The 13,054-nt window shown below is 72.2% G+C and carries 14 protein-coding genes; 8 read left to right on the plus strand and 6 right to left on the minus strand.

All coding sequences use genetic code 11. From position 1 onward, the window contains the following. Positions 1–163 precede the first annotated feature (163 nt). From ACFV2X_RS35855 to ACFV2X_RS35865, 3 genes are all read left to right on the plus strand, one after another. Complete coding sequence (locus ACFV2X_RS35855; protein WP_385624900.1) at positions 164–1,075, plus strand: glutaminase; 912 nt, start codon at positions 164–166, stop codon at positions 1,073–1,075. Between the two features lie 88 nt (positions 1,076–1,163). Further along, positions 1,164–1,388 carry a hypothetical protein gene (locus tag ACFV2X_RS35860; protein ID WP_089511128.1) on the plus strand — a complete coding sequence of 75 codons (225 nt, stop codon included), beginning with the start codon at positions 1,164–1,166 and terminating at the stop codon, positions 1,386–1,388. A gap of 4 nt (positions 1,389–1,392) precedes the next feature. Then, entirely contained in the window at positions 1,393–2,145 is a 753-nt protein-coding gene (locus ACFV2X_RS35865) for a DUF6597 domain-containing transcriptional factor (protein ID WP_385624816.1), read from the plus strand. 36 nt (positions 2,146–2,181) lie between these two features. Here the strand turns inward: ACFV2X_RS35865 and ACFV2X_RS35870 are convergent, their stop codons facing one another. Then, complete coding sequence (locus tag ACFV2X_RS35870) at positions 2,182–2,583, minus strand: VOC family protein (RefSeq protein WP_385624819.1); 402 nt, start codon at positions 2,581–2,583, stop codon at positions 2,182–2,184. 68 nt (positions 2,584–2,651) lie between these two features. Then, positions 2,652–3,617 carry a beta-ketoacyl-ACP synthase III gene (locus ACFV2X_RS35875; RefSeq protein ID WP_385624821.1) on the minus strand — a complete coding sequence of 322 codons (966 nt, stop codon included), beginning with the start codon at positions 3,615–3,617 and terminating at the stop codon, positions 2,652–2,654. A gap of 205 nt (positions 3,618–3,822) precedes the next feature. On the opposite strand from ACFV2X_RS35875, the gene ACFV2X_RS35880 reads away from it, so the two are divergent. From ACFV2X_RS35880 to ACFV2X_RS35890, 3 genes are all read left to right on the plus strand, one after another. Continuing rightward, a complete protein-coding gene (locus ACFV2X_RS35880) occupies positions 3,823–5,154 on the plus strand; it encodes a DUF2330 domain-containing protein (protein ID WP_385624824.1) in 1,332 nt (443 codons plus the stop codon). A 160-nt stretch (positions 5,155–5,314) separates the two neighbouring features. Next, on the plus strand, positions 5,315–5,707 hold the full coding sequence (locus ACFV2X_RS35885; protein WP_385624826.1) for an STAS domain-containing protein: 393 nt from the start codon (positions 5,315–5,317) through the stop codon (positions 5,705–5,707). 237 nt (positions 5,708–5,944) lie between these two features. Continuing rightward, positions 5,945–6,364, plus strand: a complete 420-nt coding sequence (locus tag ACFV2X_RS35890) for an anti-sigma factor antagonist (protein ID WP_385624828.1) — start codon at positions 5,945–5,947, stop codon at positions 6,362–6,364. 51 nt (positions 6,365–6,415) lie between these two features. Here ACFV2X_RS35890 and ACFV2X_RS35895 read toward each other — a convergent pair whose 3' ends face one another. Both ACFV2X_RS35895 and snpA read right to left on the minus strand, forming a co-directional pair. Further along, on the minus strand, positions 6,416–6,628 hold the full coding sequence (locus ACFV2X_RS35895) for a hypothetical protein (RefSeq protein WP_385624830.1): 213 nt from the start codon (positions 6,626–6,628) through the stop codon (positions 6,416–6,418). Between the two features lie 167 nt (positions 6,629–6,795). Further along, entirely contained in the window at positions 6,796–7,458 is a 663-nt protein-coding gene (gene snpA, locus ACFV2X_RS35900; protein ID WP_385624833.1) for a snapalysin, read from the minus strand. 281 nt (positions 7,459–7,739) lie between these two features. Here snpA and ACFV2X_RS35905 point away from each other — a divergent pair, with 281 nt between their 5' ends. Next, the gene (locus ACFV2X_RS35905; protein WP_385624835.1) at positions 7,740–8,738 is read left to right on the plus strand and encodes a LysR family transcriptional regulator; all 999 of its coding nucleotides are present in this window, start codon (positions 7,740–7,742) and stop codon (positions 8,736–8,738) included. Positions 8,739–8,768: 30 nt separating this feature from the next. Here the strand turns inward: ACFV2X_RS35905 and ACFV2X_RS35910 are convergent, their stop codons facing one another. Next, the gene (locus tag ACFV2X_RS35910; RefSeq protein WP_385624838.1) at positions 8,769–9,740 is read right to left on the minus strand and encodes a zinc-binding alcohol dehydrogenase family protein; all 972 of its coding nucleotides are present in this window, start codon (positions 9,738–9,740) and stop codon (positions 8,769–8,771) included. A 102-nt stretch (positions 9,741–9,842) separates the two neighbouring features. Between ACFV2X_RS35910 and ACFV2X_RS35915 the strand changes: the two genes are divergently transcribed. Beyond that, positions 9,843–10,283: a MarR family winged helix-turn-helix transcriptional regulator gene (locus ACFV2X_RS35915; RefSeq protein WP_385624840.1), complete on the plus strand. Its 441-nt coding sequence runs from the start codon at positions 9,843–9,845 to the stop codon at positions 10,281–10,283. On the opposite strand, the gene ACFV2X_RS35920 is transcribed toward ACFV2X_RS35915, so the two are convergent. Then, the gene (locus ACFV2X_RS35920) at positions 10,278–12,944 is read right to left on the minus strand and encodes a SpoIIE family protein phosphatase (RefSeq protein WP_385624843.1); all 2,667 of its coding nucleotides are present in this window, start codon (positions 12,942–12,944) and stop codon (positions 10,278–10,280) included. The genes ACFV2X_RS35915 and ACFV2X_RS35920 overlap by 6 nt on opposite strands. Between the last annotated feature and the right edge of the window lie 110 nt (positions 12,945–13,054).

The following is a 13,054-nucleotide window of genomic DNA, read 5'->3' on the forward strand; positions in this document are numbered from 1 at the left end:
CCTCCGTTCGCGTCGTGCGGGGCCGCCCATCGCGGCCCGACTGTCACCCCCTGCATACCCACGAAAACACTCGGTGATGAATCCCTGGTGCCGGCGATGTGGGGCACTCCGGTTATGGTGCGTTCCGATCCGCTCGACGATGCGCAGGAAGAAGCACGCCACCATGGACTACCAGGGACTTCTGGAGGAGGTCGCGACCCACGTCGCACCGCATATCGGCCAGGGCGAGGTGGCCCAGTACATCCCCGCGCTGGCCTCGGTGGACCCGCGCCGGTTCGGCATCGCCGTCGCGGACGTGGACGGCACGGTGACCGGGGTCGGCGACTGGGAGGTCCCCTTCTCCGTACAGAGCATCTCCAAGGCGTTCAGCCTCGCGCTCGTCCTCGAACAGGACGGCGAGCGGATCTGGCGCCGGGTCGGCCGGGAGCCGTCCGGCAACCCCTTCAACTCCCTGGTGCAGCTGGAGTACGAGAACGGCATCCCGCGCAATCCGTTCATCAACGCCGGCGCCCTGGTCGTCACCGACCGGCTGCAGACCCTGACCGGCGACGCCAGCACGACCATGCTGGAGTTCCTGCGCGCCGAGAGCGGCAACCCCGACCTCGCCTTCGACCAGGCCGTCGCGGCCTCCGAGTCCGAGCACGGCGACCGCAACGCCGCCCTCGCGCACTTCATGGCGAGCTACGGCAACCTCGACAATCCCGTCACCACCGTCCTGGAGCACTACTTCTGGCAGTGCTCGATCGAGATGAGCTGCCGCGACCTGGCCGTCGCGGGCGGCTTCCTGGCCCGGCACGGGCTGCGCGCGGACGGCTCCCGGCTGCTGTCGCCGCGCCAGGCGAAGCGGATCAACGCGGTCATGCTCACCTGCGGTACGTACGACGCGGCGGGCGACTTCGCCTACCGCGTCGGCCTGCCCGGCAAGAGCGGCGTCGGCGGCGGCATCGTCGCCGTGATACCCGGCCGGTGCACGCTGTGCGTCTGGAGCCCGGGGCTCGACGCACGGGGCAACTCGGTGGCCGGGACGGCGGCGCTCGACCACTTCACGACGCTGACCGGCTGGTCGGTGTTCTAGGCGGGACGGGCGCGGGCCCGGGCGCGGTGGTGCCCGCTGGCCAACGGTCGCGGCGGGCGGGACCATGGAGAGAGCAGGAGGTGTACGCATGCAGCACGAGATGCGCGCCGAATACGAGGAGGGCAGCTCGGGTCGGGTGGCCGGCGCGCCGGTCAAGATCTGGCACATGGTCCGCGCCAACGGCACGACCGCGATGTGCGGGCGCGAGCTGGCCCCGGACGCCGAGACGCAGTCGGCGGAGGTCTGGGCCACGGACGACTCAGTGCCCTTCTGTCATTCCTGTGGCGCGATGTATCTGCGCGAGGTTCCCTGACGAGGTGCTGTACCAGGAGCTGTACCAGGAGTGGGGATCCAGGCCGCTGGGCGGCCGGGCGGTGGTGTGGTCCCGTACCGCCGGGGCCGGGCCGCAGCGGGTGCTGCCGGACGGCTGCACCGATCTGATCTGGAGCTGCGGCGATCCGGCGGCCTCGGGCGCCTCGGACGGGGAGCTGTTCGTGGCCGGTCCCGACACCCGGGCCCATCTCGCCCAGGGCTCGCCGGGCGCCCGCTGGGTCGGACTGCGGTTCGCCCCCGGCACCGGCCCCGATGTGCTCGGCGTGCCCGCGTACGAACTGCGGGACCAGCGGGTGCCGTTGGCGGCGCTGTGGCCGGACGCCGAGGTGCGGCGGCTCACCGAGCGGCTGGCGGAGGAGGCGGCCCCCGGCGGTACGGGCCCTCGCGGGGTCAGCCGCCTCCTGGAGGTCGTCGCGCTGGACCGGCTGCACCGTGCCGAGCCGCCCGATCCGGCGGTCGGGGCGGTCGTCGCGGGGCTCTCCGGCGGCCGGTCCGTCGCCGAGGTCGCCGCGGCGGTGGGCCTCGGGGAGCGGCAGCTGCACCGGCGGTCGCTCGCGGCGTTCGGCTACGGACCCAAGACGCTGGCCCGGGTCCTGCGGCTGAACCGGGCGCTGGACGCGGCCCGGGTGGGGACGGCCTTCGCCGAGGTCGCGGCCGTCACCGGATACGCCGACCAGGCCCATCTCGCACGCGAGGTCAGGGCGCTGACCGGGGTGCCGCTGGGCCGGCTGCTCTAGCCGCCGGTGCGCACCGCCGGTCCGGCCCGCCTCCGGTCAGTCGGCCAGGGGCGCGAACAGGCTGACGCCATTGCCGTCCGGGTCGAGGACGACGGCGTAGCGCTGGCCCCAGAACGCGTCCCACGGCTCCTTGTGCTCGCGCCCGATTCCCGACTCGACGAGTTCGGCGTACGTCTTGTCCACGTCCGCCGGGCTGCCGCAGAGGAAGGCCAGGCCGATGCGTTCGGATCCGCTCGACGACGGCGTCCAGTCGGGGTCGAAGGAGCGGACCACCGCGACGGTGTCCCACAGCAGGCGCAGCCCGCCCTGCAAGGTGGCCTCGACATGCGGCTCGGTGTCGGCGTCGGCGGGGATGTTTACGCCGAGTCGGCGATAGAAGGCGAGCGAGGCGGCCATGTCGGTCGTGACCAGGCCGATCGCGTCAAATTGTGCTGTCATGCGGGCAGCGTAGGCACGCCGCCGGCCGCCGGTCTTGAACGAATCGGACACGGCCTGGCCGCGTGCCCTTATGGGCAGCGGATGACCTGACCCGCGTACGACAGGTTGCCGCCGAAGCCGAAGAGCAGCACCGGCGCGCCCGGAGCGATCTCCCGCCGCTCGACCAGCTTGGACAGCGCGAGCGGCACGCTGGCCGCCGAGGTGTTGCCGGAGTCGACGACATCGCGCGCGATGACCGCGTTCGTGGCGCCGAGCTTGCGCGCGACCGGCTCGATGATCCGCAGGTTCGCCTGGTGCAGCACCACCCCGGCCAGCTCCTCGGGGGTGATCCCGGCCCGTGCGCACACCTCGCGCGCGATGGGCGGTAGTTGGGTGGTGGCCCAGCGGTAGACCGCCTGGCCCTCCTGCGAGAAGCGGGGCGGAGAGCCCTCGATACGTACGGCGTGGCCCATCTCGGGCACCGAGCCCCAGACCACCGGACCGATCCCCGGGACGCCGTCCCCGTCCGCCTCCTGTGCCCGGTCATCGGCCACCACGACCGCCGCGCCGGCGCCGTCGCCGAGCAGCACGCAGCTGGAGCGGTCGGTCCAGTCGGCCGCCTCGGTGAACTTGTCGGCGCCGATGACCAGGGCGGCGGAGGCCGCCCCGGCCCGGATGGTGTGGTCGGCGGTGGCCAGGGCATGGGTGAAGCCGGCGCAGACCACATTGATGTCCAGGGTGGCGGGGGAGCCGAGGCCGAGCCGGGCGGCGACGCGGGCCGCCATATTGGGGCTGCGGTCGATCGCCGTGGACGTGGCGACGACCACGAAGTCGATGTCGGCGAGTGCGAGCCCGCTCGCGGCGAGGGCCTTGCTGGCCGCCGCGGCGGCCATCTCGTCCACTGTCTCGTCCGCCCTGGCGATGTGCCGGGTGCGGATCCCGACCCGGGTGCGGATCCATTCGTCGCTGGTGTCGACGATGGCGGCCAGATCGTCGTTGGTGAGCACCCTCGCGGGCTGGTAGTGGCCGACGGCGGCTATGCGTGAACCCGTCATCTCTGCCCCTTCGCGCGGGTGTCGTCCATCCGGCCGCCGCCCCGATATGCGGGCTGGGCGGCGCCCGGTCGGGCTGTGCAGGCCAGTCTTGTGGGGCGCACGGCCCCCGCGCGCGCCGTTATGTACCAACATTGCGCCTCGAGATCTGGAGCTTTCCACCTTTCCAGCCGAGGAACCGGATCCCTCGTTGCCACCGTCTGAGGACATGTCCGCCGGTCAGGCGGGTACGGGCACGGTGAATATCACGGTGATGCGCGGTACGGCCGAGCCGGAGCCGCGGGCGGGGGAGTGCGGAGTGCGGTACGTCGGGGGACGGATATCGCGGCCCGGGTGGCAGCGGACCTGGCTGGTGGTGCTGGCCCTGGTGTCGATCCAGCTCGGATCGCTGGTGTGGCCGGCGTACGCCTGCGGCTGCGGCGGGCTGGTGCCCGGCCGGAACACCACCGTGGCGGTGGCGCGGGAGACGTCGGTGGTGCGCTGGGACGGCCGCACCGAGGAGATCGTCATGAGCCTGACGGTGGGCGGCGACGCCCACGAGGCGGCGTGGATCATGCCCGTGCCGCACCGGGCGACGGTCCGGCTCGGGGACCGCGTGCTGTTCGACGAGGTGAGCGAGGTCACCGCGCCGGCGCACCGGACGCGCCACTACTTCTGGCCGAGGAGGGGCGACTGGCCCTTCGACGACCGAAAGATCGAGTACGTCGACGGGGCCGGCGCCGGGGCGGGCGCCCCGTCGAGCGCGCCCCCACGCGTGGGCGTCGTCGGCCGTGAACGGCTCGGCCCGTTCGACGTCGCCCGGCTCACCGCGACCGACCCGGACGCGCTGCGCGACTGGCTGGAGAAGCACGGCTTCCAGCTGCCGGACCGGCTGGCGGACGGGCTCAAGCCGTACGTACGCGCCAAGTGGGAGTACGTGGCGGTGCGCCTGGCGCCCGCGGCGGTCGCCGACCGGGGCGACGGGGCCAAGGACGTGCTGGGCGGGACGCTCGACCCGCTGCGGCTCACCTTCGACTCGAACCGTCTGATCTATCCCATGCGGCTGTCGCGGCTGGCGAAGACGCCGCAGAACCTCGAGCTCTACGTCCTGGCGCCGCACCGCATGGAGCCGCGCGGCGACATCGGGGGCGGGGCGCCGCGGGTGACCTACGCCGGGTGGGTCACCCCGGGGCAGGCGCCGCGGGGGGACCTGGCGGAGCTGGCGGGGAAGCGGATGTTCCTGACGAGCTTCCAGCAGTCGTTTCCGCGGCCGGAACTCATCTACGGGGACCATGAGTTCCGGCGCGCGGAGAAGGACGACACCTTTCAGCGCGTCACGTACGACCACAAGCTGCTGACCATCGGGGGAGTCCCCGCGTGGCTGCTGACCCTGGGCGGCGGCCTGCTGGCCGTGCCGGCCGGCGCGCTGACGCTGCTGATGGCGGCCAGGCGGCGCAGGCGGGCCGAGCGCTTCTGGGGGCCGGGAGGCCCGCCCGGGCCGGGGGACTCGCCGGGGTATCCGCAGCACCTGTCGCCGGGTCAGGACAGCTTGCCGTCGTAGTCCGGGAGCTTGCAGGTCAGCGGGGTGCGGGGGGTTGTTCATGAGCCCACCGCACATACGCCAACGACACTTGCCCGCCCGTTCGTTGACTGGTGGGCGGATAGATGGGTATGTCATGTACTGACGGGGTCGTCGCCTCCATCACCCCAAGGGGGCTTTCATGTTTGACGATCGGCCCGCATTCGGTGTGCGTGTGCGTGTGCTCGGCGGCGTCACGGTGGCTGAGCTCTCCGGTGAGCTGGACATCTTCGCCGCGGCGAGGATGTCCGCCCGGCTCGATTCCCTCGCCCGCGAGGCCCGTCCGAACCTGGTCCTGGACCTGCGGATGGTGACCTTCCTGGACTGTGCCGGGGTGTCCTTGCTGTGCCGCCTGCGCAATCGCGCGCTGGAGCGCGGCGGACGGCTGCGGCTGGTGATCGTCGACCCGCGGTTCACCCGGCTGCTGCGGATGGTCCGGCTCGAGGACGCCTTCGAGGTCGTGGATGACCTGGCCCTGGCGGTCGCGCGGTCGGGGGAGGTGAGCGCCGGAGGGAGCAACGGCGCCATCGCCTGAACCATCGCCAGGCATCGTCCGACCAAGTGTCAATAGTAAGAACAGAAATTCACTCGTACGAGCGCATTTACTCTGGGAAATATGGGGTGCCTGCCTCCGTAACCGGCGGTCACCCCTCTACGCTCGCGGCACGTCACCCAGGACCCGGTGGTATCCGCCCCGATGCAGACTGTGCCCGCTTCCGGGAGCCTATCGATGGTGAAAGGGGGCAGTGTGCCGTTCCGAGGTGATTTCGCGATGACGCAGCAAGGCGCTCCCCGCCAGGAGGCGCATCCGCCTGCCGCGATCACCCCCGAGCGGTTCCGCGCGGACCGGAGCGCGGCGCCCCGCGCCTGCGCGTACGGCGTCGGCGGATACACGGTCGTGGAGCTCCACGGCGAGATCGACATCGTCGGCCGGGAATCCGTCGGCCTGGAGCTGGACCGGGCCACCTCCCCGCCCGCGCCCGCCGTCGTCATCGACCTGACCCCGACGTGCTTCTTCGACTGCTCGGGGGTGGAGCTGCTGTGCCGCGCCTACCGCCGGGTGCGGGACCGCGGCGGTCGGCTGCGGGTGGTCTGCGACAGCCCGCTGATCCTGCGCACGCTCCGGGTGGGCGGGCTGCTGGACGTGGTGTGCCCGGTGCCGACGCTGGCGGACGCGTTACGGGAGGACTGACCGGGGCGGGACAGGGCGGGGCTCGGGCTGAGGCTCCCGGGTCCAGATCGCTCAGGCTCGCCGCTTCCGGCCGGAGCCGGCGCGGTGGCCCTGCCGCCAGCGGCTGAGGACGCGATGGTGCCGCAGGGGGCGTTGTCCGGGCGGGGTGTCGCCGTAGCGGAGAGCGGAGACCCGACTGCCGTGCTGGGCGTTGAGCCGGTGGATCACCACCACGCCCACGGCTATCAGCGCGGCGATCACGGCCACGGTGACGACGGTCTCCATGGTGCTCACTCCCCGCGGCCGGGCCCCAGCCCCAGGGGAATCCGGCCGGTATGTGCGAAATGCTCTCGGTGCCTTTACCGTACTCCCGGCGGACACCGGACCGCACCCGGCGTGAAGCGGGTGCCGGGTGCGGTGCGAGGCGGTGCGAGGTGCTGGTGATGGTGGCCCTATCGGGCGCTCACCTCGAGCGTCTTGGTGAGGCCGGCCAGGCCGTTCGCCCACAGCTGGTTCACCCTGCTGATCTCGGCCGCGTTGGGCTGTGAGTTCTTGCAGGATGTGCCCGGCCCGCCGCCCGACATCAGCTCGCTGCACGGACCGGAGTAGTGGTCCGGCAGCCCGAGCACATGCCCGGTCTCGTGCGCGGTGACGCGGGTGGAGTCGTACTGCTGGTTCTGCGCGTAGTCCAGGAAGATGTAGCCGCTGCCATGGCCGTCCGTGCTCGCGTACGAGCCGGCGGGGTCGTTGCCCTCGCGGTACTCGAAGTCGGCGTTGCTGCCCTCCTGGAGCTTCACATTGCTGACCGAGGAGTTCCAGATCTGGGTGGAGCGCGCTATCACGGACTTGAAGCTCGGGGCCCTGCTCGTGCTGTAGGTGACGGTGACGGCCTGCGTGCCGGGCACCACGCCCCGCTTGGCCAGCACCGACTTGATCACGGCCTTGAGGAAGGCGTCGGTGTCGCCGCGGCTCTCGCCGCTCGCGACGTACGCGGACTTGGCGGTGTGGCTGACGGCGCCGCTGTCGGGTGTGGCGGCGGAGGCGGGTACGGCGGACAGGGTCGAGGCCAGGCCGAGGCCCAGGGTGGCCACGAGCGCAGACGTGGAGAATCTCATGTGGGGGGCTCCTCATCGTCCGTCAGGCCGCGGCCGGCCGCCGTGGTGTGGGAGGCGGGCCGAGGCCGTGGGATGAACGCTTGGTGCCCCGAAGTCTTGGTGAGATCCGGCGCTACGCGGAGATATCAACAGGCGATAGCACCATCACATAACCCCGGCGCGCCGCCATATTTCCGGTCGTCTCCGTGACGCGATCGATCGTCAATTGGCTGCCCGGGATGTGGTGTTCGTGTGGGTTGAGTGTCTGGTGTGACGTCCTGACGCCCCGTTATGCTCGCGCCGTGGAGCTCGAGGTCAGGCACCTTCGCGCACTGTGCGCCATCGCCGACACCGGCAGCTTACGGAAGGCCGCACGGCAGCTGGGCATGAGCCAGCCCTCGTTGACGACTCAGCTCAGGCGCATCGAGAACGCCATCGGCGGTTCGCTGTTCTCGCGTGAACTCACCGGCAGTCGGCCGACCCCGCTCGGACGCTCCGTGCTGTGCCGGGCCCGGCCCATCGTGGCCGAGATGAACGCCCTGGTCGCCGAGGCCAAACAGGAGGCCGGCCGGGCCACCGGCGCCCGGCTGCGCGTCGGCAGCACGGGCAGCCAGGCCGTGGCGGGATGGCTGCGCCGACTCCGCACCCGCTTTCCCGAGGCGGACACCACGATCCATATCGACGTCTGGGCCGACTCTTTGCTGCGGATGGTCGCCGAGAACCAACTGGACGTCGCCTTCGTCCACGAGGCCGAGGACGCCCCGCTGCGGGCCCCCGACGGCGTACGGCGACGCGTCCTCGTCGCCCAGGAGCCGCAGTTCGTCGCCCTCCCCACCACCCACCCGGCCGCCGCCTGCCCCCTCGTCACCCTCACCGACCTCGCCGCCGACCAGTGGATGGTCGACCCCGCCCTGGACGGCCAGGAAGCCACCCTCCGCCGCGCCTTCGCCGCGGCGGGCCGAAGACCCCGCGTCGTCTACGGCGACTACCCCACCGCCGCCGACCTGGTCGCCTCCGGCGAACTCATCACCCCGTGCCGCCCGACCGCCACCCCCCGCCCCGGCCTCACCATCCGCCCCCTCCGCGACGACCCCCTCACCCTCCGCCTGTCCCTCGCCTCCCGCGCCATCGACCCGCCCACCGCGGACGCGCTCTTCCACGGCCTCAGGGACTCCTACCTGGAGGCGGCCTGGGCGAGCGCGGCATACCGGCAGTGGCTGCTGCGCAACGACAATCCCCTGCTGCGTACCCGCGACGGCATACTCCCCGTCCCGCCCTCGGCTCGTGAGGCATCGGCGTGAGGCGCGGAATTCGTTGTCCGTGTCAGGCGCTTACGCTGCGATGCGGAGGACGCTCTTGCCGTGGGTGGCTCCATCGGCCAGGCGCTGTACGGCCTCGGCGAGGTCGGCCATCTCGTACTCGGCGGTGACCTCCGGACGGATTCGCCCGGCGGCCACCAGCTGAAGCGCCTCCCGGGCGCTTTCGGCCAGGCGGTCGGGGTGGGTCTGGCTGAGCAGGTTGCCGTTGTACGTCAGCGCGGACTTGCCGCTCATCAGCAGATCGTTGGCGCTGAGCGCGACGGGCTCGAACGTGGCGAGGTTGCCGTAGATCGCCAGCCGGCCGTGCGGTGCGAGGCGCCGCAGGTTGGTCTCGCGTACCGGCCCGCCGACGGGATCCAGGATCACGTCGAACAGCTCCTGGTCGGGGGCGTCGGTGACGTCGGCGAACTCCTGGGTGAACTCCTCGCGCGTGATCAGTTGGTCGTAGCCGAATCGGGCGGCGTAGGCGGCGCGTTGGGCGTCTTTGACGACGCCGACGATACGGCCGGCGCCGGCGGTTCCGGCGACCTGGGCGGCAAGGCTGCCGACGCCGCCGGCCGCCGCATGGATGAGGACGCTCTCGCCGGGGCGCACCCGGCCAACGGTGTGGATCAGGTCGTAGGCGGTGGGGGCGGCCCAGCCGCACCCGGCGGCGGTCCGCAGGTCCGTGCCGAAGGTGTCGAAGGTGAGCGCGGCGGGCGCCACCACCACCTCGGCGTAGGCCCCGCCGCTGGTCAGCGCCGTCACCTGCTGCCCGAGGCGGTCTTCGTCGACGCCCTCGCCGACGGCGACGATGTGCCCGGCCGCCTCGAAGCCGGGGACGAACGGTCGCGGCACGGGAAAGTGGCCGCCGCGCAGGAGGACATCGCCCCACTGGATTCCCGCGTACTGAACGCGGATCGCGACCTCGCCGGGGCCAGGGGCGGGCTGGTCGATATCGGTGAGGTGGAATCGGTCGTCGGTGTCCAGGACGACAGCCTTCATGGTCACTGCTCCCTGAGGTGAATCAGTATCCTGATACGGAAGACGCTAATGAGTATCAGCTACCTGAGTCAACCAAGGGTTCTGTGAAAGATGGAGGGCGACGTGACCGAGATCCCGGCCGAGGAGTACCTGTGCACGCGCATCCGCCGCACCGAACAGGCCCTGATGGCCCATCACGAGGCGGTCCTGCGCGGCTACGGCCTCACCATGACGCAGTACACGGTCCTGCTCGCGCTGTCGCGCCAGGAGGACATGTCCGGCGCGCAACTCGCCCGCGCCGCCGGGGTCACCCAGCAGACCATGGCCTCCGTCCTGACCGGTCTGCAAAGAAAGCAGCTCATCGCCCGCCGGCCGTCATCCGTGCACGCCAAGGTGCTGCTCGCCTCCTTGACCGATCAGGGCGATGAAGTGCTCGAGCGTGCCTATGGGGAGGTGATCGTGCTCGAACGCGCCCTCACCGACGCCTTCACCCCGGACGAGCACGCCACGCTGTGCGACCTCCTGGAGCGTGCCACGACGGTGCTCGTCCAGCAGACGTCATGACTCGGGCGACGGCAGCGCCTGTTCCGCCCAGATCGTCTTCCCGGTGGCCGAGTGCCGGCTGCCCCAGCGCAGGCTGAGCTGGGCGACCAGCAGCAGTCCGCGCCCGCCCTCGTCGAAGACGCGGGCGCGGCGCAGATGCGGGGCGGTGTTGCTGCCGTCGGAGACCTCGCAGATCAGGGTGTGGTCGTAGATGAGGCGCAGCTGGATGGGCGCGGTGGCGTGCCGCATGGCGTTGGTGACCAGCTCGCTGACGACCAGTTCGGTGGTGAAGACGGCCTCCTCGAGACCCCAGGTCATCAGCTGGTCCGTCACGTCCCGGCGGGCCCGGGCCACGAACGCCGGGTCGTCGGGTACGTCCCAGGTCGCCACGCGCGACGCGTCCAGGCCGCGGGTGCGGGCCAGGAGGAGGGCGACGTCGTCGGGGGCGCCCTGCTCGGGGAGCAGTGTGCGCAGCACGCTGTCGCATCCGGCCTCCAGGGAGGCGGAGAGGCGGGCCAGCGCGCCGGTGAGGGCGGTGAGCCCTTCGTCGAGGTCGCGGCCCCGGCCGCCGATCAGGCCGTCGGTGTAGAGGGCGAGCACCGCGCCCTCGGGCATCTCGAACTCGACCGCCTCGAAGGGCAGCCCGCCGACGCCCAGCGGCGGCCCGGCCGGCACCTGGACGGGGCTCACCGTGCCGTCGGGGGCCACCAGGACCGGCGGCGGATGGCCGGCGCGGGCGAGCGCGCAGCGGCGGGCGACCGGGTCGTACACCGCGTACAGGCAGGTGGCCCCGACATCCCCGGCGGGTGTCATGACCCCGCTGGCCCCGACGTCCTCGGCGGGTGTCATCACCCCGGTGGGCGCGACGTCCTCGGCGGGCGCGACGCCCACGGTGGGCGTGGACACCGCGCCCTCCGCGGCCAGGTGGATCACGAGGTCGTCGAGGTGGGTGAGCAGTTCGTCGGGCGGCAGGTCGACGTCGGCCAGGGTGCGGACCGCCGTACGCAACCGGCCCATCGTGGCCGAGGCCTGGATGCCGTGGCCGACCACATCGCCGACGACCAGCGCGACCCGCGCCCCGGACAGCGGGATCACATCGAACCAGTCGCCGCCCACCCCGGCGTACGGCCCGGCGGGCTGGTAGCGGAAGGCGACGTCCAGCGCCGTGGGCCTGGGCAGCGTCTGGGGCAGCAGGCTGCGCTGCAGCGCCAGGGCGGTGTCGCGCTCCCGGGTGAAGCGGCGCGCGTTGTCGAGGCAGACGGCGGCCCGGGTGGTGATCTCCTCCGCGAGCAGCACATCGTCGTGGGTGAACGGATCGGGCCGGGTGTGCCGGGAGAAGGTGGCCACTCCGAGGGTGATCCCGCGGGCCCGGATGGGCACCGACATCATCGAGTGGAGGCCGTAGGTGCGCAGCATGGCGGCGAGGGCGGGGCTCTCGGCCGCCCAGCGCCTGAAGACGGGGTCGGTCGCGCGATGGATGCTGGGACGGCCCACCGCCAGGGACGTGGCCTGTGGGGAGAACTCCGGATAGGTGCCCACCTGCCCCAGCTTGATCACGGCCTCCGGGGCGTCGAGGATGACGGACTGACGGGCGACCCGGCGCAGCACCACCGGACCGGCGAGCGGGCCGGGCGGCGGCTCGGTGAACGCCTCGATCCCCTCGACCCCCTCGTCCCTGTCCAGCCGCGCCAGCAGATCGACGCTGACGAAGTCGGCCAGGCCCGGGACGCCCACGTCGGCCAGCTCCTGCGCGGTCCGGGTGACGTCGAGCGTGGTGCCGATGCGCACGCTGGACTCGCTGAGCAGCAGCAGCCGCTGCCGGGCGAGGTACTGCTCGGTGATGTCGTGGGCGGCCAGACAGATACCACGCACCTCGCCGTCCGGCGCCTTGACCGGGGCGAGGCGGGCGGACCAGGCGTGCGCGTGGGCCTCGTCGCCGACGCGGCGGAACGTCTCCACATTGCGCCGCTCCCCGGTGCGCAGCACCTCGGCCATGTGCCGTTCGAGCTCTTCGCTCTCCAGCATTCCGCCGATCTCCGAGAGCCGCAGGCCGCGGATCTCGTTCTCGGGCAGGCCGATGACCTCGGCCATCTGATCGTTGATCCTGCGCAGCCGCAGCATCCTGTCGTAGACCGCCACCGGGCAGGGCGCCTGCTGCGACGCCAGCGCCAGCAGGGCCGCGTCCGCCGCCTCCTCCTCGGCGGCCCCGGCCTCTCCGGCCTCTCCGGACTCCGCGGCCTCTCCGGCCTCCCCGGCTTCGGGGTCCGGGAGCGGGGAGACCAGCAGCCAGTCACCCGGCCCGTCGGCGGTCGGCTCGCCGCGGTGGACCAGCAGCCGGACCCGTACGGGGCGGCCGTCGCGGTCGCGCAGGGTCAGCGTTCCGCTCCAGCGGGGGAGTGCCGCGACGGCCCGTACGTCGGCGGGGGAGACCTCCTCGGCGAGCAGCGCGGCGGCCCGCCGCCCCACCACCTCCGAGGGAAGGTGGCCGAGCAGCCGCCGGGCGCCCTCGTTCCAGCTGGTCACGATGGCATCAGCGCTGATCGTGGCCCTGGCCGTGGCCGCCTCGTCGAGCGGGTTGTCCCGCCGGTCGCCGAGCCCGTCGCCGGGTCCGTCGCCGAGCTTGTGGCCGGGTCCGTCGTCGGGTCCGTCGCCAAAGGGAAGGGAGGTCTTGTGGCCCGTCATCGTCGATCTGTCCCACCTTCAGCACGCCTGGCCCCGGCCTCCGGGGTGGGAGGTCACCAGGGCGTGCAGATCCAGCGTCGTGCAGATCCGTCCCCACATCAACCGGGGCG

The organism is Streptomyces sp. NPDC059679, from assembly GCF_042734105.1.
Taxonomy (GTDB): Bacteria; Actinomycetota; Actinomycetes; order Streptomycetales; family Streptomycetaceae; genus Streptomyces.